At 42.9% G+C, this 23441-nt stretch carries 18 protein-coding genes; 8 read left to right on the forward strand and 10 right to left on the reverse strand.

The window, feature by feature from the left end; all coding sequences use genetic code 11:
• Positions 1-199 precede the first annotated feature (199 nt).
• Together FTU19_RS14015 and FTU19_RS14020 are read right to left on the reverse strand one after the other, a co-directional pair.
• On the reverse strand, positions 200-1375 hold the full coding sequence (locus FTU19_RS14015) for an acetyl-CoA C-acyltransferase (protein WP_180012177.1): 1176 nt from the start codon (positions 1373-1375) through the stop codon (positions 200-202).
• 112 nt (positions 1376-1487) lie between these two features.
• Entirely contained in the window at positions 1488-2009 is a 522-nt protein-coding gene (locus FTU19_RS14020; protein WP_180013538.1) for a GspH/FimT family pseudopilin, read from the reverse strand.
• A 375-nt stretch (positions 2010-2384) separates the two neighbouring features.
• On the opposite strand from FTU19_RS14020, the gene omp38 reads away from it, so the two are divergent.
• Positions 2385-3446 (forward strand): outer membrane protein Omp38, encoded by a 1062-nt coding sequence (gene omp38 / locus FTU19_RS14025; protein ID WP_179993194.1) that lies wholly within the window; start codon positions 2385-2387, stop codon positions 3444-3446.
• Between the two features lie 103 nt (positions 3447-3549).
• Positions 3550-4083 (forward strand): peptidase C39, encoded by a 534-nt coding sequence (locus FTU19_RS14030; protein ID WP_180131694.1) that lies wholly within the window; start codon positions 3550-3552, stop codon positions 4081-4083.
• Positions 4084-4138: 55 nt separating this feature from the next.
• Here the strand turns inward: FTU19_RS14030 and FTU19_RS14035 are convergent, their stop codons facing one another.
• From FTU19_RS14035 to FTU19_RS14045, 3 genes are all read right to left on the reverse strand, one after another.
• Entirely contained in the window at positions 4139-5602 is a 1464-nt protein-coding gene (locus FTU19_RS14035; RefSeq protein ID WP_180031777.1) for an amino acid permease, read from the reverse strand.
• Positions 5602-6636 carry a methyltransferase gene (locus tag FTU19_RS14040; protein WP_180012172.1) on the reverse strand — a complete coding sequence of 345 codons (1035 nt, stop codon included), beginning with the start codon at positions 6634-6636 and terminating at the stop codon, positions 5602-5604. Before FTU19_RS14040 ends, FTU19_RS14035 begins: the two co-directional genes overlap by 1 nt.
• Positions 6637-6702: 66 nt before the next feature.
• Positions 6703-8073 carry a uracil-xanthine permease family protein gene (locus FTU19_RS14045; protein WP_166139125.1) on the reverse strand — a complete coding sequence of 457 codons (1371 nt, stop codon included), beginning with the start codon at positions 8071-8073 and terminating at the stop codon, positions 6703-6705.
• 162 nt (positions 8074-8235) lie between these two features.
• On the opposite strand from FTU19_RS14045, the gene typA reads away from it, so the two are divergent.
• Both typA and mscL read left to right on the forward strand, forming a co-directional pair.
• The gene (typA, locus tag FTU19_RS14050; RefSeq protein ID WP_180012169.1) at positions 8236-10071 is read left to right on the forward strand and encodes a translational GTPase TypA; all 1836 of its coding nucleotides are present in this window, start codon (positions 8236-8238) and stop codon (positions 10069-10071) included.
• A 152-nt stretch (positions 10072-10223) separates the two neighbouring features.
• Positions 10224-10667 carry a large conductance mechanosensitive channel protein MscL gene (gene mscL, locus FTU19_RS14055; protein WP_159123684.1) on the forward strand — a complete coding sequence of 148 codons (444 nt, stop codon included), beginning with the start codon at positions 10224-10226 and terminating at the stop codon, positions 10665-10667.
• A gap of 99 nt (positions 10668-10766) precedes the next feature.
• Here the strand turns inward: mscL and FTU19_RS14060 are convergent, their stop codons facing one another.
• Together FTU19_RS14060 and mutM are read right to left on the reverse strand one after the other, a co-directional pair.
• Positions 10767-11051 (reverse strand): peptidylprolyl isomerase, encoded by a 285-nt coding sequence (locus tag FTU19_RS14060; protein ID WP_004785172.1) that lies wholly within the window; start codon positions 11049-11051, stop codon positions 10767-10769.
• Positions 11048-11908: a bifunctional DNA-formamidopyrimidine glycosylase/DNA-(apurinic or apyrimidinic site) lyase gene (gene mutM / locus FTU19_RS14065; RefSeq protein WP_180131697.1), complete on the reverse strand. Its 861-nt coding sequence runs from the start codon at positions 11906-11908 to the stop codon at positions 11048-11050. The genes FTU19_RS14060 and mutM overlap by 4 nt, the downstream gene beginning before the upstream one ends.
• 383 nt (positions 11909-12291) lie before the next feature.
• On the opposite strand from mutM, the gene FTU19_RS14070 reads away from it, so the two are divergent.
• From FTU19_RS14070 to FTU19_RS14080, 3 genes are all read left to right on the forward strand, one after another.
• Positions 12292-13560: a carbohydrate porin gene (locus FTU19_RS14070; protein ID WP_159123686.1), complete on the forward strand. Its 1269-nt coding sequence runs from the start codon at positions 12292-12294 to the stop codon at positions 13558-13560.
• Between the two features lie 104 nt (positions 13561-13664).
• Positions 13665-14774 (forward strand): NADH:flavin oxidoreductase/NADH oxidase, encoded by a 1110-nt coding sequence (locus FTU19_RS14075; RefSeq protein ID WP_180003845.1) that lies wholly within the window; start codon positions 13665-13667, stop codon positions 14772-14774.
• A 58-nt stretch (positions 14775-14832) separates the two neighbouring features.
• Positions 14833-15759: an AEC family transporter gene (locus FTU19_RS14080; protein WP_180003843.1), complete on the forward strand. Its 927-nt coding sequence runs from the start codon at positions 14833-14835 to the stop codon at positions 15757-15759.
• Positions 15760-15831: 72 nt separating this feature from the next.
• On the opposite strand, the gene FTU19_RS14085 is transcribed toward FTU19_RS14080, so the two are convergent.
• From FTU19_RS14085 to FTU19_RS14095, 3 genes are all read right to left on the reverse strand, one after another.
• Positions 15832-16629 (reverse strand): tetratricopeptide repeat protein, encoded by a 798-nt coding sequence (locus FTU19_RS14085; RefSeq protein WP_180003841.1) that lies wholly within the window; start codon positions 16627-16629, stop codon positions 15832-15834.
• 273 nt (positions 16630-16902) lie between these two features.
• Complete coding sequence (locus tag FTU19_RS14090; RefSeq protein ID WP_159123690.1) at positions 16903-17628, reverse strand: folate-binding protein YgfZ; 726 nt, start codon at positions 17626-17628, stop codon at positions 16903-16905.
• A 115-nt stretch (positions 17629-17743) separates the two neighbouring features.
• The gene (locus tag FTU19_RS14095) at positions 17744-19906 is read right to left on the reverse strand and encodes a multicopper oxidase family protein (protein ID WP_180012163.1); all 2163 of its coding nucleotides are present in this window, start codon (positions 19904-19906) and stop codon (positions 17744-17746) included.
• Between the two features lie 748 nt (positions 19907-20654).
• Here FTU19_RS14095 and acnD point away from each other — a divergent pair.
• A complete protein-coding gene (acnD, locus tag FTU19_RS14100) occupies positions 20655-23261 on the forward strand; it encodes a Fe/S-dependent 2-methylisocitrate dehydratase AcnD (protein WP_180131699.1) in 2607 nt (868 codons plus the stop codon).
• Positions 23262-23441 lie beyond the last annotated feature (180 nt).

Raw genomic sequence — 23441 nt, forward strand, 5'->3', positions numbered from 1 at the left:
AGTTGGGTGTATTTCTTCATTGTGTGCTTTCCAATTGCGAGTTGAAAAAGTCTAATGATTCTATGAATACACCTAACTTTTTCAACTAATTACAAATGTGTTGCACTTGGGATTTGAATCTGCGTAATAAAAAAATGAAATATTTATAAAATAAAAAGAGGGCTATAAAAGCCCTCTCTACGAATTGATTATAAAAGAATTAGATCAGTTCGATTGCGACCGCAGTTGCTTCACCACCGCCAATACATAGCGCAGCGATACCATGTTTACCGCCTGTACGTTTCAATGCATGAATCAAGGTCAGGATAATACGTGAACCTGTAGAACCAACCGGGTGACCGAGCGCACATGCACCACCATTGATGTTGACTTTTTCAGGATCAAGCTTGAACTCATCCATTGGGCACATGGTGACCATAGCAAACGCTTCATTGATTTCCCAAAGGTCAACTTCCTCAGCTTTCCAGCCAGTTTTATCCAGAACTTTCTGAATCGCACCCACTGGCGCAATCGTGAATTCAGATGGATGCTGGGAGTTTGAAGCATAAGCAATGATTTTAGCCAAAGGCGCTAAACCTTTAGCTGCTGCATTGTCGCTTGAAGTCAGAACAAGGGCAGAGGCACCATCTGAAATTGAGCTGGCATTTGCTGCCGTAATTGTCCCGTCTTTTGCAAAAGCAGGACGAAGAGTTGGAATCTTATCAATATTGGCATTGAAAGGTTGTTCGTCCTTATCAACTACGACATCACCTTTACGGGTGGAAACAGTGACTGGCACGATTTCATCAGCGAAGTAACCTTCATTGACTGCAGTTTGAGCACGTTTCAGTGAACGGATCGCAAACTCATCCATCTGTTCACGGGTATAGCCTTTTGTATTCGCCATATCTTGAGCAAATGAGCCCATCAGGCGACCAGTTTCGGCATCTTCCAGGCCATCCAGGAACATATGGTCCTTGATTTCACCATGACCCATACGGAAACCGCCACGCGCTTTTGGCAATACATATGGCGCATTGGTCATGGATTCCATCCCACCTGCAACCACATAAGTTGCAGAACCTGCCTTAATCATATCTGCCGCTTGCATAACTGCTTTCATGCCTGAACCACATAATTTGTTGATGGTGACGGCACCTGTAGAATCAGGCAGACCCGCTTTACGCATCGCTTGACGAGCAGGACCTTGTTTTAAACCTGCCGGGAGTACACAACCCATAATGACTTCTTCAATATCGGTTGGCTGCAAGCCTGAACGAGCAATCGCTTCTTTGATGGTGACAGCACCCAGTTCAGGTGCAGTAACGCTAGCCAAGCTGCCTTGAAAGCCGCCCATCGCTGTACGTGCGCCATTGACAATTACGATGTCAGTCATTGTTATATCTCCCTATAAGTTTTGATCATTTTTTCTCGAACCTAAGCAGTATATTGAAAAAAGTACAGGATTAAAGTCCTAATCTGGATAAATCATAGACTCTAGGGTTTTATTAACAGGATGCCAGATGTTCGATCCGGATATGTCCCATTTTATTCAAGACAATACGTTGCTGGGACGAAAGGTGAGTAGAACAATAATAAAAGCTGCCATTCGATCCAATTGGTAAAGCCGTCTGGGCTTGATAAGTTACGTTCGGCATACTTAAAGCACCTCGCCAACTCAAGTTACCGTATTTAAGATTAAGTTGTTCAATGTGTAAAATTTGTTCGTCATTGTCGACTTGACGATTACGGTTTTTATCAATAAATACCAGCAAATTTTTATTCCATTGGTTTGCTTGGCAGGTTAATGAATCTTGACTGGGACAAATCACAATATTCTGGTGAAACACAGCTGCCTGGCTGCGTGCATAACGATTGGTTGCTGTAAGTTTCATCGGAATATTTTTGGCTTCCTGCTTGGATAAATAATCATGAAAGTAAGGCAAGGCAATTGTGACCACAATTGCGATAAGGGCAATACAGATAATTAACTCAACAATAGTGAACGCTCTTGTTATCTTTTTATACATAGAGTTACCTGATTTATATATTATTTTTATTTGAAACATGCTATTAATTGTGCGTTTTTTATGCTTAATTGAGCGAGTAAGCAATGCCTTACTCAAAATTCAAAAAGGCGCTTAAAAATAAATTGGCAATGACAATAGGCGATTCACAACAAAAAATTGAGTAAAAAATTACTGAATTACAACGGAAATTGTAAGTAATTTTGTCAATAATTTACTTGATTAGATTAATCAAGCACTTGGAAAAATAATAAAGTGTTTGTATGATGCGCAGTGAATAGCTTAAAAATAACACTGGGGTAAAAAAAGCCTATCTCAGAATGGCCTATTAGAAGGCTTGAGCTTGAACAACAATTGTTATCTCTGGAGGATAAATCCATGAAAATGAGTCGTATTGCTTTAGCAATGCTTGTAGCTGCTCCTTTTGCTGCTGCAAACGCAGGCGTAACTGTTACTCCATTAATGTTAGGTTATACTTGGCAAGACACCCAACACAACAATGGCGGTGATGATGGCGAACTAACAACTTCTGGTGAAATGGAAGATGATCTATTTGTTGGTGCTGCAATTGGTGTTGAACTAACTCCATGGTTAGGTTTTGAAGCTGAATATAGCCAAGTTAAAGGCGATATGCGAGATCTACCAGGTGCTGAATACAAAGGCCAGAACATTGCAGGTAATTTCTATGCAACTTCTGACGTATTTACTGGCAACTATGACAGCAAAATCAAGCCATATGCATTGTTAGGTGCTGGTCACTACAAATATGAGTTTGACGGTGCTTCAGAAACTGCTTTAGGTCGTACTGGTCGTGGTTTTGAAGAAGAAGGTACACTAGGTAATGCTGGTATCGGTGCATTCTGGCACATCAACGATGCTTTAGCGCTACGTACTGAAGCTCGTGGTACTTACCACTTCGACGAAAAATTCTGGAACTATACAGCACTTGCTGGTCTTAACGTAGTTCTAGGTGGCCGTTTGAAACCAGCTGCTGACGTTGTAGAAGTTGCTCCAGTTGAGCCAGTAGCTCCAGTAGCTCCAGCTCCACAAGAGTTGACTGAAGACCTGAACATGGAACTTCGCGTGTTCTTTGATACGAATAAATCAAACATCAAAGACCAATACAAACCAGAAATCGCTAAAGTTGCTGAGAAGCTAGTTGAATATCCAAACGCAACTGCTCGTATCGAAGGTCACACAGACAGCACTGGTCCACGTGCATTGAACGAACGTTTATCTCTAGCTCGTGCTAACTCTGTTAAATCTGCACTTGTTAACGAATACAACGTAGATGCATCTCGTTTGTCTACTCAAGGTTTCGCTTGGGATCAACCGATTGCTGACAACAACACTAAAGAAGGTCGTGCTATGAACCGTCGTGTATTCGCGACAATCACTGGTAGCCGTACTGTTCTAGCTGAACAACCAGCTGCTCAATAATTCGTTATTGAATAGTGATTAAAAAAAGCGACTCTTTGAGTCGCTTTTTTTATGGCTGTTTTTTGCATACACTTGCTGCTCGAAACTGATTTTGAGTTAAAGCATGAGCATAGAACTTCCTCAAGACTTACAAAGTCTGGAAGCTAATAGTGGTATATATGCAATCTGGATGATCTTTCATCATTATGGAATAGATCTGCATATTCCTGATTTAGTACAATTGACACAGCATAATGATGAGATGGGAGCTTCAAGTATTGCACTCGCTGTTGCACTTAAAACACTAGGGCTTGATGTTGAATTTTTTACAGAAACTGATCCCGATAAACAGCCGCTTGAAATCCAGTTTTATCAAAAAGCACAAGAACTCAAAGTGTCTGTTCATGAATATCCACTTTCTTATACAGATATTCAAAAATCAGTAGATAAAGGCCGTTTTGTAATCGTGTTCTACGATACGCTGGAAGGGGTAGGGAACCATTCATTAATTTATGAAATCAATGAAAAAGAAATCAGTTTCTTTGATAGTTTTAATGCTATGTCTAAAGAAGTTTTCGAACAGCAGCGTCGAGTAGAAGGTATTTGTCAGCAAGTCATCGTGATTGATGACCGTAATTTTGTCATGCGTCATAGCTGATTTCAGAATATAAAAAAGCAGCTACTTGAGCTGCTTTTTTAATAAAGGTGAGAACTTAGTCTTTTTCAATATTCATCGGTCGAACATCCATCTCCTGATAGGAAACCAGTTTGGTTTTATATTTCCACTTATAACCCAGCCAGATCACCAGGAATAATAAAATACCGATATAAGTAGAAAGGACAGCCAACCACTCACCATCTAGGATAGCTTGATAATTTTGACCTAGAACAACAATTGAACAAAGGACGAAGGCAAACCAAGGCGCGAACGGGAAGAATTTAGCTCTATAGGCCAGACCTTCAAGTTGATAGCCTTGAGCCAGATAACCTTTACGGAAGCGGTAATGTGAGATCGCAATCCCGAGCCAGACAATGAAGCCACACATACCTGACATATTCAGCAACCAGTTAAAGACTTCCTGCTCGCCAAAGAATGTGGTCAAGAAGCATAGTGCCGCAATCGCCGTGGTCGCATACAGGGCATTCATCGGTACACCGCGTGGATCCAGATGGGCGAACAGCTTAGGTGCACTGCCTTTACGCGCCATATCGAACAGCATACGGGTCGAAGAATACATGCCTGAGTTACCTGCAGACAGAATTGCAGTCAGAATTACCGCATTCATCATACTGGCTGCAAAAGCAAAACCTGCTTTCTCATACAATAAAGTGAAGGGAGAAAGGGCAACATCTTCTGTTGCAGCTGCCTGTAAGAGACGCGGATCATTATAAGCAACCAATGTACCGATAATGAAAATACACACGATATAGAACAGCAAGATTCGCCAGAAGATCTGCTTGATTGCGACAGGAATGGTTTTCTGCGGATCTTTAGATTCACCAGCGGCTACACCAACCATCTCGGTTCCCTGGAATGAGAATCCGGCAATCATGGCAACACCAATCAAGGCCTGGAAACCGCCTACAAAAGGCGCTTCACCTACGCTCCAGTTTGCAAATGCCGAAACACCCGGTGTGAGCATGATCTTGGCAATCATCCAGATCCCGATGATGATAAAGGCAATAATTGCCAGAACTTTCACTAATGAGAAGAAGAATTCTGATTCACCAAAACCTTTTACTGTGAGAGCGTTAATCCCAAAGATCACCGCGAGGAAGATCGCACTCCAGTAAAAGCCCGGAATATCAGGGAACCAGAATTTCATAATGAACTGTACGGCAACCAGTTCAAAGGCAACGGTAATCGCCCAGTTGTACCAGTAGTTCCAGCCTAAAGCGAAACCGAAACCACCTTCGACATATTTGGTACCGTAGGTAAAGAATGCGCCCGAGGTCGGATTATGAGTCGCAAGTTCTCCAAGGCTGGTCATCAAGAAATAAATCATTACGCCAATCAGGGCATAGGCGAGAAGTGCGCCACCCGGGCCTGCGCTGGCAATAGTCGCACCTGAGGCCAGGAATAAACCTGTACCGATAGACCCGCCAATCGCGATCATATTGAGATGACGAGCACCAAGCTTACGCTGCAGCTGCACGCTGTTCTGAGTTTCGCTCATCATGATTCCTTAGCATTTTTTTGAGTGCTGGCGAAGAGCACTTTAAAACCTTGTTGATCAGTTTTGACTGTACATTGGCCAAAACTTTGTTCAATTAAAATTGGATAATTTAAGAAACGGTTTGCCACAATCCATAATTCACCGCCAGACTTGAGATGACGACGCGAAGTCTTGCATAAAGTTTCGCTGGCCGCATAATTGGTCTGGATTCCTTGATGGAAAGGAGGATTGCTGACAATGGCATGTAAAAAAAGCGGTGCATCTTCAATACCTGACACAGCTTTAATTTCCAGCTGCTGAGGGTTGAGCTGATTTTTCTCAAATGTCATTTGGGTAGAAGCCAAGGCAAAGGCATCTACGTCCAGAGCAAAAATACGGTTCTCAGGATTCAGTTTGGCTAAATAAGCACTGATCACACCTGCGCCACAGCCAAAGTCGGCAATCTTGCCTGAGGTCACCTGAGATAAATAGGGTAAGAACACCGCTGTTCCTACATCCAGATGATCCTGACTGAATACACCTGGAAGTGCACAAATCTGCAAATCACCTTTTGGTGTGGCCACTGTATAGGTCTGTGCCCAATCTGCCAACGCTTTTGCTTCGACCGTGCAGTCTAGAGTCAATTGCCACAATTGGCAATGTCGTGCGCTGTCGAGCTTGATGAGTTTACCATAAGCCTGTAGCTGCTTTGCCGCACGCTCTACGCCACCTTTCTTTTCACCCACAAGAAAGACACTGCTGCCTTGTTTTAATCGGGCTGCAATATTGTGAATCAGATAATTCAATAATTCTTTTGATTTAGGTACGAAAATAACCGCCTGATCAAATTCTTGATCAGGAAATTCTGCACCGAAATGAATCTGAGCCTGCTGTGACTGGAAATATTGAAAATCATTATAATTCCATGTCCAAACAAAGGGCTGGATAGATTCACCACATTCAGCAAGAAGCTCATCGGTCGGGGCATTTACCAGCAATACGCGACCAGACAAATAATCATATTGTCTTAATAAAACTTCGCTTTTAGGATCCATAGATCTCTCTCCAATAGAAAAAACACTGTCCGAGTCCAACCCAGACAGTGTTCTTTGGACATGAAATTACTTCTTTACTTCAGGAAGTACAATATTCAATATGAGGGCTGCAATACCGCCTGTCGCAACACCGGAACTAAAGATGTTACGGAATAATTCAGGAAGATGTTCCAGAATCTGAGGTACCTGTGCAACGCCTAAGCCAAGTGCAAGCGAGATTGCAATGATCAGCAGGGCACGACGGTCTAAGTGAATACCAGACAGGATATTAATCCCAGATGCAGCGACTGCACCAAACATCACCATCACTGCGCCACCAAGCACAGCTTGAGGAACGGCTTGGATCACACCTGCAACAGCAGGCAGTAGACCTAGAATCACGAGGAGTGCTGCGATCCAGATCCCGACATAACGGCTAGCTACACCAGTCAGCTGAATGACACCATTATTTTGTGCGAAAACTGAACTTGGGAAAGTATTAAATAAGCCTGCAAGTAGGGAGTTAGCACCATTTACCAATACACCACCTTTAATGCGATTCATCCAGGTTTGACCATCCACTGGCTGATTCGATAATTTTGATGTTGCGGTAATATCACCAATGGCTTCTAGTGAAGTCACCAGGTAAATGAATGCCATTGGAATGAATAAGCTCCATGAGAAGCTTAAACCAAAATGCATTGGGGTAGGAATCTGAACCAGAGGTGCATCTTTTAAACCATCAAAGTTGAGATGACCCATAAAGCCGGCAAGGATATAACCCACAACCAGTGCAATCAGAATTGCTGAGCTTTTTACCCAGGTAATACGCACACGGTTCAGTAAAATAATTAATGCCAGAACGGTACATGACATGATCAGGTTATCTGCATTGGCGAAAGTTTTGTCACCCATGGCTTGATAACCACCACCCATGCTGATCAGACCTTCTTTAATCAAGGTTAAACCAATCAATAGAACTACAATACCCGTTACTAGTGGAGTAATGAGTTTCTTCACCCATGGCAAAATGCGTGACACGCCCATTTCAATAAATGAACCTGCAATCACTACACCAAAGATCGAAGCCATCACCGCTTCTACCGGTGTGCCTGCAGCGACCATCGCTGAACCGATCCCGATGATTGGGCCAATAAAGTTAAAACTTGTACCCTGAACAATCAGCAAGCCTGCGCCAAAGGGACCCACTTTCTTGGATTGTAAGAAAGTTGCGATACCAGAGATCACCAAAGACATGGACAAGATCATGTTGGTGTCTTCTTTAGACACACCCAATGCCAGACAGATCAGTAAACCTGGCGTTACAATTGGGACAATAATGGCCAATAAATGCTGGAATGCGGCTAAAAATGCGATAAACGGTTTAGGACGATCTTCAAGGCCGTAGACAAGGTCAAGTTGATCTTTAGAAAGAGGAGATTGATTAAAATCAGACATGTGTCAATGCAAATTAAGGCTGGGTGGCGCTATTCTAATCGAGTTACACGTCATTACAAAAGTAATTGGAAAAAAAATTGACGCTCTCTACAAACAGTCACTGTCAAAAGTTTGTATTTTTCTGTATAATTTGCCCTCAAATTTAAAACGTATCGAATTTACATGTCAGATATTAAAACTCTCCGTAACATTGCCATTATCGCGCACGTCGACCATGGTAAAACCACTCTTGTAGACAAACTTTTGCAACAATCAGGTGCTCTCGGTGATCGCGCGGGTGAGATCGAGCGTGTCATGGATTCGAACGCGTTAGAATCTGAACGTGGTATTACCATTCTTGCAAAAAACACTGCAATCAAGTGGTTAGATAAACGTACAGATACAGAATACCGTATTAACATCGTGGACACCCCGGGACACGCCGACTTTGGTGGTGAAGTTGAACGTGTAATGTCGATGGTTGACTGCGTACTGCTTCTTGTAGATTCACAAGAAGGTCCTATGCCACAAACCCGTTTCGTAACGCAAAAAGCGTTCGCGCGTGGTTTGAAACCAATCGTAATTATCAATAAAGTTGATAAACCAAGTGCGCGTCCAGACTGGGTAATCGACCAAGTATTCGACCTGTTCGACAACCTTGGCGGTACTGACGAACAGTTAGACTTCCCAGTAGTTTATGCTTCTGGTCTTCGTGGTGTTGCTGGTCCTTCTCCAGAAGAACTTGCTGACGACATGACTCCATTGTTCCAAACAATTGTAGACATCGTTGAGCCACCAGCAGTTGACGTTGACGGTCCATTCCAGATGCAAATTTCATCTTTGGACTATAACAGCTTCGTAGGTGTAATCGGTGTTGGTCGTATCCAGCGCGGTTCAGTGAAATTAAACACTCCTGTGAGTGTGATCGACAAAGAAGGCAAAACCCGTAACGGCCGTATCTTGAAAATCATGGGTTACCATGGTCTAGAACGTGTTGATATTGAAGAAGCTTCTGCAGGTGATATCGTTTGTGTAACTGGTATCGATGCACTGAACATTTCAGATACAATTTGTGATCCTAAAAATGTTGAAGCGCTTCCAGCACTTTCTGTAGATGAACCGACTGTGTCTATGACTTTCCAGGTGAACAACTCTCCGTTCGCTGGTAAAGAAGGTAAATTCGTAACTTCACGTAATATCCGTGAGCGTCTTGACCGCGAATTGATCCACAACGTAGCACTTCGTGTTGAAGATACTGACAGTCCTGACCGTTTCAAAGTATCTGGTCGTGGTGAGCTTCACCTTTCTGTACTGATCGAAAACATGCGTCGTGAAGGCTTCGAACTTGGTGTATCACGTCCGCAAGTGATCATGAAAGAAATCGACGGTCAAATGCAAGAACCGTACGAAAACGTAACGTTTGACGTTGAAGAACAGCACCAAGGTTCTGTAATGGAACAAATGGGTCACCGTAAAGGCGAAATGACCAATATGGAAGTTGACGGTAAAGGCCGTATCCGTATTGAAGCAACTGTTCCTTCACGTGGCTTGATCGGTTTCCGTTCTGAATTCATGACCATGACTTCTGGTACTGGTATCATGACTTCAAGCTTCTCGCACTACGGTCCTGCTAAACAAGGTACTGTTGCGAAACGTCAAAACGGTGTACTGATTTCTATGGTTCAAGGTACTTGCCTGGGCTATGCACTGTTCACACTTCAAGACCGTGGTCGTCTGTTTGCTAAACCACAGTTAGAAGTTTATGAAGGTATGATCGTAGGTATCAACTCACGTTCTGACGACATGGTGGTTAACCCAACTAAAGCGAAACAGTTAACTAACGTACGTGCGTCTGGTACTGATGAAGCATTGACTCTTGTTCCAAACCTTGAATACACGCTAGAACAAGCACTTGAATTCATTGAAGATGACGAGCTAGTTGAAGTAACACCTAAGTCAATCCGTATCCGTAAACGTTACCTGACTGAAAACGAACGTAAACGTAACCGTTCTAAATAAGACCGGTCACTGATACGAAAAAAGCCGCTGAATCAGTTCAGCGGCTTTTTTATTGGGTAGAAATTACATACACTTAATAAATTAGTTTTAAATAGAAATCCCTAACTAATGTATAATCCATCACAAAATTGTATAAAAATACTGGTGACTTTATGAGCATTATTCAAGAATTTAAAGAATTTGCGGTAAAAGGCAATGTCATGGATCTCGCAGTGGGTGTGATCATTGGCGGTGCTTTTGGTAAAATTATCGATTCTATGGTGAAAGATATCATCATGCCTGTCGTGAGCTGGATCTTGGGTGGTGATGTTGATTACTCTAACTGGTTTGTCGTGTTAGGCGATAATCCAAATAATGTGACCAATCTGGCTGAAGCACAGGCAGCCGGTCTGAATGTCTTTGCTTATGGTAATTTCTTGACCATTCTCATTAACTTCCTGTTATTGGCATGGGTTGTATTCTGGTTGGTGAAACTGATGAACAAACTGCGCCGTGATAAAGCAGAAGAAGCAGCGCCTGAACCTGAAGCGACTCCGGAAGATATTGCATTGTTACGTGAAATTCGTGATGAGCTAAAAAAACGTCCGGAAGCTTAAGCTTTTGGAGTAAATAAAAAAACGGCGTATAAGCGCCGTTTTTTTATTTTCTGACCTCTCCCTAACCCTCTCCTGAGAGGAGAGGGAACCCTAAAGGAATTAAAAATCCATCCGAAACTTAATTTCTACCAAATGAAAACCGAACTGACTTTTGATTGGGCCATGCAGAACATGTTCTGCAGCAGTAAAGACCAGTTTATCAATCACTGGAACAAGTTGGCCTTTTTTTACTTCACCGAGTTCACCACCACGTTTGGCAGAGTTACAGGTCGAATATTGTTTGGCAATCTTAGAAAAATCTGCACCTGCCAGAATCTTCTTCTTAAGCTGTTCAGCCGTATCTTTATCCTTAACCAGAATATGACGGACAATCGCAGTCTTCATGATTTCTTACCTCGTACAGCAGCCACACGCTTAGGTGAAAGCTTTACCTTTTTTAGCGGCTGGCATTCAGGACAATAGACGGATGCGCGCTGGCCGAGCTTGATATTTTCCAGTGTCGTTTCGCAGTTCACGCACATTTCTCCTGCACGGCCATAAGCCAACAGCGTCTGCTGGAAATAACCATTTTCTCCCATAGCATTGGTGTAGTCGCGTAAGGTAGAACCACCTAAGTCAATCGCCTGTTTTAAAATACGCTTGATCTCAACCACCAGTTTTTCAATCTGTTCGAAACTCAAACTTGAGGCTGGCTGGGCTGGATGAATACCCATATTGAACAGGCTTTCAGTTGCATAGATATTGCCTACGCCGACCACGACATGGTTATCCATAATTGCAACTTTGGTGCCAACGTTTTTATTTTTCAGTTTTTCAAATAGATATTCGGCATTAAAAGCCTCACTTAATGGCTCAGGCCCAAGCGTATCAATCAGTTTGCTTTGTGATTGAGCGTCTAACCAGAGAATACAGCCGAAACGGCGCGGATCATGATAACGCAGCTGAATCTCTTCAAACTGAATAATCAGATGATCATGCTTGCGCAATTCTTCATTGGCTTCACACAAGCGAAAGCTGCCTGACATACCTAGATGCCAGAGCATTGTATCCTGTTCAAATTGCGCCAGAATATATTTGGAACGCCGCGTAAGCTGTAGCAGGCGCTGTCCTTGCAGACGCGCGAGATCATCAGGAATCGGCCAACGTAAACTAGGCTGATGCACTTCAACTTTTAGCACTTGCTGATTAAGAAGGGGAAGGAGGCTGGTTTTGGTGGTTTCAACTTCGGGTAATTCAGGCATAACACTTAGCAGCTAATATCATGAGGCTAATATTGGGCGTTTTAAGTCTGAATGCAAGTCCTATTTGACTAGAAGTTATAAGCAGGACATTCAAAAATATTTTAACATTTGGTTAAAAAATAAACTTTAATATTGAGATGGTTTCAGATCCAAATAATAAAAATAGGAAATATATAGGTTGATTTTTAGTATTTAACTTACTGAAAAATATAAATTATGAAGAATTTATTGTTATATAAAATATCTTTTCTTATAACTCAAAGTTTTACTAATAATAAAAAAATTGCTGCGTTTTTAAGTGAAAAGTTATGTAACGTTCTGTATCAAGTCATACAGGGCATGCATCAGGCTGCCTTTACTCTCTCCATATGTTTAGGTTTTATATGAAAAAGTTAAGTCTAGCTTTATTGCCATTGATGGCAGCCATGACCTCTGCGCAGGCTGAGTCTGCATTTGATTCCCAAGGACAGTACCTATTAGGCGACTGGAATGGAAAACGTACTGAGCTTGCTCAACAAGGCGTCAAGTTTGAAGCAAACTTGCTGACAGATACAGCTTATCTGGCTGATGGCGGACGTAATGAAGGGGCTGATCCTCTAACTTCTGCACAGTTATGGTTAGGTACACAGTTAGACATGGAAAAACTGGCAGGTTGGGATGGCGTAACGGTTCGTGCAGTTGCGACTGCACGTCAGGGACAAAGTACATCGGTACGTGATTTACAAGTATCTCAAACAGTACCGCATATGGCTAATGTGCAAGGAACATTTGGCCGTGGTAACCAGGACAGCCGTTTAACCGAACTTTCAATTGAAAAGAACTATAAGGATCAAGGTCTGAGTATTAAAGCTGGTCGTCTGGGTCTGGGTATGGACTTTAACGTGATGGCTTGTGATTTTGCCAGTACAGCATTCTGTGCTGCGCAGATGGGTAAATGGCAGGGCAATATCTGGATGAATACCCCAGTCGCACAATGGGGTGCACGTGTAAAACAGCAGTTAAATCCTGAAGTTGCTGTACAAGTCGGTGTTTATGAATTTAATCCAGATAATGGTAATGCCAAAGCCGAAGGTCAGGGCTGGAGTCTGGATACCGACAATGCTGATGGTGTGACCATTCCTGCAGAAGTAATCTGGACACCAAAATCATTGGTAAATGGTTTGCCTGGCAGCTATCGTGTAGGCGGTATGTATAACACTGCTGATGATGTTGCCAACCAGAAAGATGTTGCGACAGGTGAAGGAAAAAACCGCACCTTTGCGGGCTGGTTAGCTGTAGAGCAGCAATTGACTTCAACGGGTAATGACCGTCAGGGTTTACACTCATTCGCTAACTTTACCTGGCATGATCGTGATACCAATAAAGTAGATAATTCACAACAGTTGGGTCTGAAATATATTGGTCTGGTGGATAGCCAGCCGAATGATATATTGGGTTTAGCGGTTAACCGTGTACATGTAAATGACCGCTTTGCAGATTCACGTCCAATTTATGATGCGAGTGCCGAATACAATATCGAACTCAACTACAGCTATAACGCAACAAAATGGCTGATGCTACGTCCAAACCTGCAATACGTTATAAATCCGGGATCTAGCAATCAAGTGGATAATGCATTGGTGTTAGGTTTGACTACACGAGTGATCTTCTAAAAAGAATTTAATCACGTTATAAATAAACAGGCTCATCAGAGCCTGTTTTTTATTTTTTGGTAAAAAGTTCTGAAAAGCCACTTCACAAAAAGAGGGAATACCGCGTGTCACTACTATTTCAGCCGGTTCAGTTTGGATCATTGCAACTTAAAAATAAAATTGTGATTGCCCCGATGTGTCAGTACTCTGCAACCGAGCAAGGTGAAATCACTTACTGGCATGAACAACAATGGGCCAATTATGCCTTATCCAGTGCAGGTCTTTGCATTGTGGAAGCCACCGCTGTACAGCCTGAAGGGCGCATCAGTTATGCCGATTTAGGGCTTTGGAATGACCAGCAGGCCAGCCAGATCAAAACCTTATTGCAAAAGGTCAAGTCAATTTCTCCTATGCCTTTTGCAATTCAACTCGCACATGCAGGCCGTAAAGCTTCTACAGATAAACCTTGGGGTGGCAAAGGGCAGTTCGCCCCAGATCATTCACTCGGTTGGCAAACTGTCTCTGCCAGTGATATTCCTTTCCAGACTCATGAACATCCACCTAAGTCTTTAAGTGTTGATGAAATCCAGCAAGTAATTCAGGATTTTGCAGCCAGTGCAAAGCGGGCGGTTGAAGCTGGCTTTGAACTGATTGAACTACATGCAGCACATGGTTATTTACTGCATCAGTTCATGTCACCGTTATCGAATCATCGTCAGGATCAATATGGCGGTTCATTTGAAAACCGTATTCGTCTGACGCTTGAAGTATTTGAAGCAATAAAAGCCGCCGTACCAGAAGGTTTTCCAATTGGTGTTCGTATCTCAGCAACGGACTGGATGGATGGCGTAGAAAGTTGGGATGTAGAATCTTCAGTCGAACTATCCAAAGAACTGGAGAAACTGGGTGCAGTCTATATTCACGTTTCGAGTGCAGGTTTACATGTAGATCAGAAAATTGATGTGCATCCGAATTATCAGGTCCCTTTTGCTGAAGCGATTAAAAAGGACGTGAATATTCCAGTCATTGCTGTGGGTTTGATTACCGATGCACAGCAGGCAGAAGGCATACTGGAGTATAAACAGGCTGATGCGATCGCGATTGCACGTGCCTTGCTTTATGATCCACGCTGGCCTTGGCATGCCGCAGTAACGCTGGATGAAAAAATAGCAATTTCTCCACAATATTTACGTTCTGCACCGCATGGCTTAAATCAGTTGTTTGAATCGTTTTAAGGCTATTTTTTCTTAGAAAGGCTTATAATAACGCATCTCAAACAACAGGACATTTCATATGATTATTGCGGTAATTGTGCCCATATTTTTATTATTGGCACTAGGTTACCTGAGTGTGAAATGTCAAATTCTAAAAAAAGAACAGGTCGAAATGGTAGGGGCCTTTGTCATCAAAGTGGCCTTACCGTTACTGTTCTTCCAGTTTTTAGCCTCTAAAGATCTGCATGAAATCTGGTATTTTGAATACTTTGCGGTCTATACCTCTGTCACTTTATTACTTTATGGTTTCAGCTTCTGGCTGATGCACCGTCAGTTCCGGAATACCTCCTCGCATAGTGCTGTTCTGTCCTTAGGGGCAGCAATGTCCAATACCGGATTGATCGGTACAGCAGTACTCACTTTATTGGTGGGACAGCATGCAATGACCTATACCTCTCTGGTGGTCATCATTGAAAGCATGATCCTGATTCCGATGGTGTTGATCCTGGCTGCACTCGGTACCCAACATCAAGCCAATCTGGGTAGTCTTGTGAAAAGTACCATTCTCATGCTGTTCAAGAACCCTTTATTTATGGGGGTGATGCTGGGTATGGCCTGTGCGATTTTTGAAATTCGCTTGCCAATTTATCTGGACCAGGTCTTTGCCATGATTGGACAGACTGCCTCACCTTTGGCGCTGTTTGCGATTGGTGGCGGAATCGTGGGCATGAGCCTGAAATATGTGAATCTGCAAAGTTTCTATTTGGTATTTTCCAGCAATATCCTGATGCCGATCCTGATGTATCTAGGTCTTAGTCGACTGACTCACCTGAGTCAGGAAATGATCTATGCTGGGACTTTGATTGCAGCACTGCCTATGCCAACGATTTTCGGTATGTTAGGACAAGCATACGGCCTCAATGAGCGAACCTTAACCCCTTTATTGATGAGTACTATCGCAGGTTTTGTGGTTGCCAGTGGACTTATTACTTTGTGGTGGAGTTAAACAAGCTGACTTACAAATCTATATCCCATAAAAAAGCTCCAATAGGAGCTTTTTTATTTTGATTAAGTCTGATCAACTTTTTTTGGCAGGTGCTTTTTTCTGTTCAGCAATCATTTTATCCACTGCTGCTAGAGATTCTCTGGCCTTAGGAATATTTTCCTGTGCCAGGGCCGCAAAGATCTTTTTCGCTTCAGGCAGGTTTTGCGGAACAATACTACCGTTGGCAAACATATTGCCAATCGCCATGAGGGCGGGGATATAGCCTTTTTTCGCCAGATCCTGAATACTGCTCAAGCCTTGCTGGATCGGCTTTTCATTCTTGGTTTTAAAGCCGTTGCTGATGTCATATAAGGCTTTGGCATGAATGGCCGGCATATTACCCTTGCTAATCAGAGGCTGTAATTTTTTCAAAGCCTGCTGGTCAGAAGCTGTTGTACCTTCAGCAAATAAAAGTATAGCTAGATCTACGGTTGCTTCATCGAAATTGGCTGCCGATGCACGTTCCAGGTATTGTTTGGCTTTGCCCAAATCCTGCTTAAGGCCTAAAGTACCACCGGTATAATTCTTGCCCAGTACATAGTTGGCCACCGGATAACCTTTGCTGGCAGCCTGTTCATATAGCTGAATAGCCTTTTTTTCGTCCTTGGCAGTGCCTTGGCCAGTTTGCGTTAAATAGCCTAGGTTATAGATAGCCTGTGCATTTCCCTGGCTGGCCAGTTTGCTTAAAGCATCGTAGGCACCCTTGAAATTCATGGCATTCACCATCTCTTCAATTTTGGCAAATTGAGGGTCAACTGGGGCATTTGAAGTGTTTGCTAGGGCAAATTGGCTGGACACTGCAAGAATTGCAGCAAGTACTAATTTTTTCATTGTTCCGATAACCTTAATTTTTCTAACACCTAATTCCATGGTGCGATTTTTGTCGTTTTCATCTACATCATAAGACGATTTCAGGCTTTGTAAATACTGAATATGTGACTAATTACAAATTATTTGAGAATCATATAGGAGATGAATCAATAAAAGCGTGCTCGGTTTAAGGTGTGTTTTATTCAGTCAATCTTTGTCTATTTAATTGTTTAGCCTAATAAAAATAAAAAAGCCAGAATTGAATTCTGGCTTTTGCATCAAGATAACAGGTTATTATTGTGGACGTGCCACATCACCACTTAAAGCTTCAGGCAATTCCAGAACTTGTACATCCAGCTCAGCCAATGCTTCAGGTTTGGCAACTACCAAAGCCTGATAACCCTCATCTGTACCAATGCTATTGACCACTTCGACGTCATTGTGCAGCTTGGTCGCAACAGCAGGTGCTTCACCTGTACCTTGAATCAAATGCAACCAGTGTTTTGGCTTGGCTTTGAACCATAAGCGAGCAATCACTTCCTGACCCAGATAACAGCCTTTGTCATAGTGAATGCCTTCACGTTGATGAAGACGCAATTCCTGTGGCTGGAACAGGGTCGCAGTAGTTGCTTGAATCCAAGCCTGACCTGAAGCAATAGCTTGCTGTTGCCAAAGGGTAATATCCGTTTCAGTTTCAACAAAATCAGTCTGGATATCATTAATAACTGGATAAACCGGGCCAACCTGTTCCAGTTTCATTTTTGAAAATGCACCAAACTTTTTAATATGGCTGGCCAGTTCTGCTGCCTGATCTTCAGGGCTGACAATTTCAAAGCTTTCCGGATTAATTTTTTTCAACCAGATACCAAACTGGATACGTCCTTTCAAGCTACAGATCGCTGTATAGCGAGTCAGGTTTTCAGCCAGAGTTTCGACATTTAAAGTAACTTGACCCTGAAGGAATTTTTGCGCATCTACTCCATTCAGCGTAAATAAGGTAAAAGCAGGAGATGTTGCCATGATCAGCCTCAGTTTGAATACTAAAAATCAATCAAACTATTGTGCAGCAAGCATTTAATAGAGGCAAACAAAAAAGCCAACAATCGGGATCATTGGCCTTTTCAGGAGTGTCTAATTAGTGATGATGCGACGAGGTTGGCAGAGGTGAATCACAAGGGAATTTGCCTCCACAGACCCGTACCGTTTCCATCATGCCCTGATCTTCATGATCGAGGATATGACAGTGCTGTACAAAATCACCTTCAAATTTCTTGTAATGACTGCGAAGAATAAATTTATAGTTTGCTTTGATAAACAGGGTATCTTTGAATTGTCCTTTCATGCCACGATATTGCACATCATCTGTGTCATTATCATCAGGCGCTAATTCACTCACATCAACTTCTTTAGATTCGCCATTAGGACCAGTGACAGTTTTTAAGATTTTAACAATCTGGAATGGATTAACATGAATATGGAAAGGATGGCCACCAAAAGCTTCGGTCGTCAGTTCCCATTCATCCGTCTGCCCAATTTGTAACTGACGTACATATTCACGATCCGGATCTTTGGCATGTGTCCGACCGACTGATCCTTCGCCATCAAATGCATCTCCAAAACTGAGTAAGTCACCATCTTCTTTATGGCGGAAGCCAAATTTAAGACCATTTGCGAAAGCCAGTTCAAATTTACTGTACTGTTTTGGTCTGGAAGCGACCAGCTTGTCAATTGCAGGAGTCATTAGGGATGGATGATCGGTAAAGGCAGTAAGATCAAGTTTGGATAACTGAGTCTGAATCTCTTTGCTTAAACCAATTTTTTTCGCGCGCTCTTGCAGGAACTGGGCAGGAGTCTGCGCTTTTGTTTTGCTTGCCTGTACATTGACCCATCCCAGTAGTTGGGCATTGAAAGGGTGGTTTGGAGCTAGTTGAGGAGTAATTTGACCCGTTGGGATCGGTGCATTCACTTCATCCTCAATATTTAATTTGGAGTCATAAATACAGTATTTATTGGTGGTTGGGAAGGTAACCATTGCATCATGACGATAACCAGGCTGGAACACAGACAGTGTTCTGCGCTGTACCTGAGTCATGGTCAAACCATCTTGAGCAATCGTATAAACAGGTAAGCTTTTTAAACTCTCATTAAACTCTTTTAGATCTGCTTCCTGATATGCCAGACAGGCTTTAAGGGTGTCTGCGGCGCTAAATTTACTGGAGTTTGGCAGTTCTTTAATAATCAAACCAATGGTGTCGCGTACACCACCATGAATCATGCGCCAGCGATTAAAAGCATTCTGTTTAACTTTGATCTCCCCTAAAACTTTACCATTGATAGACGTATAAAAGTTCTGGCCGGCCCAAGAGCCAGGATTAGCGATATCTGTATAATCTTCAAGTAATCCTAAGCCTTTACCTTCGCAATTGTTGGGAGGGTCAAATTTTACATCCGGGTCAGGGTTAGAGCATCGATATTGAATTTGCTGGAATAGCAGGATGTTTTCATTTGGATAGCTATTTTTTTCTTTCCATAAAATGTCCATATCGCCTGTTTCAGTGACTTTGCCATTTTTCACTTTTGGTGTTCTTGAGCCTTCTACAATTAATGGGCCTGCCATACCACTCGATACCTGAATAGCCGTTGAGCCATGCAGATGAGCGTGATACCAGTAGGTTCCTGCCGGATGATTCGGCTCCATTTTGTACTGATAGTCAAATTTTTCCTGAGGTTTAAATTTCAGGAAAACATTATCACTATTGCCTTGAGGGCTTACCCAGAAGCCATGAGTATGCAGGTTGGTGGTATTAAAGCAATGTGGATCATTCACATTATCCACTTTGTCTGGGCAGGTGGATTTCTGTTCAGGTGGAAGCTGGTTATTGAGGTTAATTTTCAGGGTTTCACCTTGTTTGACCCGGATCTGCGGACCAATTAAAAGGTCTTCAACAGACTCTCCAGCTTTTTTCTTGTTAAACAAGCTGGCATTAGTGAGATAACCTCTGACGAACAGTTGATCCCAGGTACTATTTCTCGGATTGTAAATCTTGCCGGTTTTATAAGCGACGATCAGTTCATGGGTGCCCTTGGAATTTTTTTGCAATAGGGGCGGATTGCTAATCAAAGTATCGGGTGCTGTTGGAGAAGGTTGTGGATTGTTGGGATTATTGGGAGTGGTAGGTGGGTTAGGGTTGTTGGGAGTTGGCGGTTTAGGATTGGAGGGATTTTTACCTCCATTCCAGCTTGCTGCCAGTACAGCGATCACTGCAGCAACGATACCAAGAATGGCGAGTTGTATCATTGTAATCACCCTTATGTGCTTTTGTGATGAGTGTTGTTGTTGTGAAGTAATTCGAGGGTAGATTTACAAAGTTGAGATACAGACTGTTATCACCAAATTAGGGGGAGGGCGACAGACGGTAAGCTAAAATGACGTGTGTAAAGTATTTTAGATAGGGATGCATTTTATAAGCTCATGTTTATGAATCATTGTCCTATAAATATTTAACGTATTTCTAAAATTGTAAGAAAGTCTTAAAAAATATATGGAATTGAGAATGTAACTTATTTCGGGGTATGTCTAACCTGAAAAATGATTTTTTCGCCTACACTCATCGAGCCATATCTGCAATGAAATTTACCATTTTCGGTTAAGAGTTATGCTTAACACTGAAATAAAAAAATATAGATTCAGTTTTTTATTAAATGAGCTATTTCTAAAATTAAAAAATTCTAAGCTTTGATTTCATATGAAATTTATCCTTAAACTCATTCCAAGAAATTGATTATTTTTTATGCTGTTATCAACATCTCATACTAAAGAATGAGACAGATTTAGGCCTATTTTTCAGAAAAAATGCAATTTAGAGTCAAAATTCTAAAGTATGGGTCAGTAATTTTGGTAAAAATACCATTTTTAGTATTTAAGCTTTTGAAAATTATAAGATTTGGGAAATAGACTTTCGACAGCGTACAATGCCTTTATTAAAAAACAAGTCATCAAGATATTTTGATGAATAAAAAGAGTAATGAAAGAGGGCAGGCAAGCTATGAACAATAACTACCGGAAACCGTTGCAAGGTACCCAGCTGGAATATTATGACGTGCGTCAAGCCGTAGAAGATATTCAGCCAGGCGCATATGCCAAACTTCCTTATACATCTAAAGTGCTGGCCGAGCAGCTGGTACGCCGTTGCGACCCTGCGATTTTAGAACAGTCTTTACGCCAGTTGATTGAGCGTAAACAGGAACATGATTTTCCTTGGTATCCGGCGCGTGTAGTGTGTCATGACATCTTAGGGCAAACAGCACTGGTCGATCTTGCCGGTCTGCGTGATGCGATTGCCGATCAAGGCGGTGATCCGTCTAAAGTCAATCCTGTGGTGCCGACCCAGCTGATCGTCGATCACTCGCTGGCAGTCGAATATGGCGGCTTCGATCCGGATGCATTTGAGAAAAACCGCGCGGTAGAAGATCGCCGTAACGAAGATCGTTTCCATTTTATTGAATGGACCAAAACCGCTTTCGAAAATGTCGATGTAATTCCTGCGGGTAACGGCATCATGCACCAGATCAATCTGGAAAAAATGTCACCAGTCATTCAGAACCGTGATGGCGTGGCATTCCCGGATACCTGTGTGGGGACTGACTCGCATACTCCACATACGGATGCGCTAGGCGTGATTTCAGTCGGTGTTGGTGGATTAGAAGCTGAGAACGTGATGCTGGGCCGTGCATCATGGATGCGTTTGCCAGACATTATCGGTGTCGAACTGGTAGGACAGCGTCAGCCGGGCATTACCGCAACGGATATTGTTTTAGCTCTAACCGAATTCCTGCGTAAAGAACGTGTGGTTGGTGCTTATCTGGAATTCTTCGGTGAAGGCGCAGACAGCATGTCAGTCGGTGATCGTGCCACGATTTCCAATATGACCCCGGAATATGGTGCAACTGCAGCCATGTTCTATATTGATCAGAACACCATTGATTATCTGACGCTGACTGGTCGTGAATCTGAACAGGTCAAACTGGTTGAAACCTATGCGAAAGAGATTGGCCTGTGGTCATCAGAAATGACTCAGGCAGAATATCCACGTGTATTGCGTTTTGACCTATCGACTGTCACCCGTAACATCGCTGGTCCATCCAATCCACATGCGCGTGTATCAACGTCTGACCTGAAAGAAAAAGGCATTGCGGGTGTGGTAGAAAACCGTACGGATGGTTTAATGCCAGATGGTGCGATCATTATTGCGGCAATTACTTCGTGTACCAATACGTCTAACCCACGTAATACCGTGGCAGCAGGCTTGTTGGCACGTAAGGCTAATGAACTTAGTTTAGTGCGTAAACCGTGGGTTAAATCATCTTTTGCTCCGGGTTCTAAAGCAGCGGCGTTGTATTTGGAAGAAGCAGGCGTACTAAAAGATCTGGAGAAACTGGGCTTTGGTATCGTGGCCTATGCATGTACCACCTGTAACGGCATGTCTGGTGCGCTTGATCCGAAGATTCAGCAGGAAATTATCGACCGTGATCTGTATGCGACAGCAGTCTTGTCGGGTAACCGTAACTTTGATGGCCGTATCCATCCTTATGCAAAACAGGCTTTCCTGGCATCTCCACCGCTTGTCGTGGCTTATGCGATTGCCGGTACCATTCGTTTTGACATTGAGAAAGATGCACTAGGCACAGACAAAGATGGCAATCCGATTTACCTGAAAGACATCTGGCCATCGGATGAAGAAATTGATGCTTTGGTGAAAGAGTCCGTGAAGCCGGAACAGTTCAAGAAAGTGTATATTCCGATGTTCGATCTGGGTGAGCGTGAGCAGGCAGCAAGTCCGCTGTATGACTGGCGTCCGCAAAGTACTTATATCCGCCGTCCGCCATACTGGGAAGGGGCATTGGCTGCACCGCGTACTCTGGCAAATATGCGTCCGTTAGCCATCCTTGGCGATAACATTACTACCGATCATTTATCTCCATCGAATGCGATTGTGTTGGATTCGGCAGCAGGTCAATATCTGGCGAAAATGGGCTTGCCTGAGGAAGACTTTAACTCGTATGCAACGCACCGTGGTGATCACCTGACTGCACAGCGTGCAACCTTGGCGAATCCGAAGCTGTATAACGAAATGGTGGTGCGTTCCGACGGTACCATTAAGCAAGGTTCTAAAGCACGTGTCGAGCCGGAAGGTGAAGTGATGCGTATGTGGGAAGCGATTGAAACCTACATGAACCGTAAGCAGCCGCTCATCATTGTTGCAGGTAAAGATTATGGTCAAGGTTCAAGCCGTGACTGGGCTGCGAAAGGTGTGCGTCTGGCAGGTGTAGAAGCGATTGTGGCTGAAGGCTTTGAACGTATTCACCGTACGAATCTGGTCGGTATGGGTGTACTTCCACTTGAGTTTAAGCCGGGTACAGATCGTAAAACTTTGAAGCTGGATGGTACTGAGCTATATAGCGTGATCGGTAATATTGCGCCACGTTCGACTTTGACTCTGGTGATTGAGCGTGTGACTGAAGATGGCAAAAAACAGACCATTGAAGTGCCGGTGACTTGCCGTCTGGATACTGAAGAAGAGGTTTCTGTGTATGAAGCGGGTGGGGTATTACAGCGCTTTGCGCAGGATTTCTTGGAAGGGAATGTGGCTTAATTTTTATTAAATCTTCCCCCAACCCTCCTTTGAAAAAGGAGGAAGTTCCCCATTGCTGTCCCATAGTTTGCTTTAAATAAAAAAACCTGAGTCCTAACAGTTAAAATATGAGTGCAAACAAACACTTTAACGACCAGGATTCAGGTTTTGTCCCATCAGAATACCGTATTTCATGAGCTA

This window comes from Acinetobacter sp. YH12072 (assembly GCF_013419565.1).
Classification (GTDB): Bacteria; Pseudomonadota; Gammaproteobacteria; order Pseudomonadales; family Moraxellaceae; genus Acinetobacter.

Coding starts and splice junctions, on each gene's coding strand:
- FTU19_RS14015 (WP_180012177.1), bottom strand. CDS start 1,375: ATGACTGACATCGTAATTGTCAATGGCGCACGTACAGCGATGGGCGGC.
- FTU19_RS14020 (WP_180013538.1), bottom strand. CDS start 2,009: ATGTATAAAAAGATAACAAGAGCGTTCACTATTGTTGAGTTAATTATC.
- omp38 (WP_179993194.1), top strand. CDS start 2,385: ATGAAAATGAGTCGTATTGCTTTAGCAATGCTTGTAGCTGCTCCTTTT.
- FTU19_RS14030 (WP_180131694.1), top strand. CDS start 3,550: ATGAGCATAGAACTTCCTCAAGACTTACAAAGTCTGGAAGCTAATAGT.
- FTU19_RS14035 (WP_180031777.1), bottom strand. CDS start 5,602: ATGAGCGAAACTCAGAACAGCGTGCAGCTGCAGCGTAAGCTTGGTGCT.
- FTU19_RS14040 (WP_180012172.1), bottom strand. CDS start 6,636: ATGGATCCTAAAAGCGAAGTTTTATTAAGACAATATGATTATTTGTCT.
- FTU19_RS14045 (WP_166139125.1), bottom strand. CDS start 8,073: ATGTCTGATTTTAATCAATCTCCTCTTTCTAAAGATCAACTTGACCTT.
- typA (WP_180012169.1), top strand. CDS start 8,236: ATGTCAGATATTAAAACTCTCCGTAACATTGCCATTATCGCGCACGTC.
- mscL (WP_159123684.1), top strand. CDS start 10,224: ATGAGCATTATTCAAGAATTTAAAGAATTTGCGGTAAAAGGCAATGTC.
- FTU19_RS14060 (WP_004785172.1), bottom strand. CDS start 11,051: ATGAAGACTGCGATTGTCCGTCATATTCTGGTTAAGGATAAAGATACG.
- mutM (WP_180131697.1), bottom strand. CDS start 11,908: ATGCCTGAATTACCCGAAGTTGAAACCACCAAAACCAGCCTCCTTCCC.
- FTU19_RS14070 (WP_159123686.1), top strand. CDS start 12,292: ATGAAAAAGTTAAGTCTAGCTTTATTGCCATTGATGGCAGCCATGACC.
- FTU19_RS14080 (WP_180003843.1), top strand. CDS start 14,833: ATGATTATTGCGGTAATTGTGCCCATATTTTTATTATTGGCACTAGGT.
- FTU19_RS14085 (WP_180003841.1), bottom strand. CDS start 16,629: ATGAAAAAATTAGTACTTGCTGCAATTCTTGCAGTGTCCAGCCAATTT.
- FTU19_RS14090 (WP_159123690.1), bottom strand. CDS start 17,628: ATGGCAACATCTCCTGCTTTTACCTTATTTACGCTGAATGGAGTAGAT.
- FTU19_RS14095 (WP_180012163.1), bottom strand. CDS start 19,906: ATGATACAACTCGCCATTCTTGGTATCGTTGCTGCAGTGATCGCTGTA.
- acnD (WP_180131699.1), top strand. CDS start 20,655: ATGAACAATAACTACCGGAAACCGTTGCAAGGTACCCAGCTGGAATAT.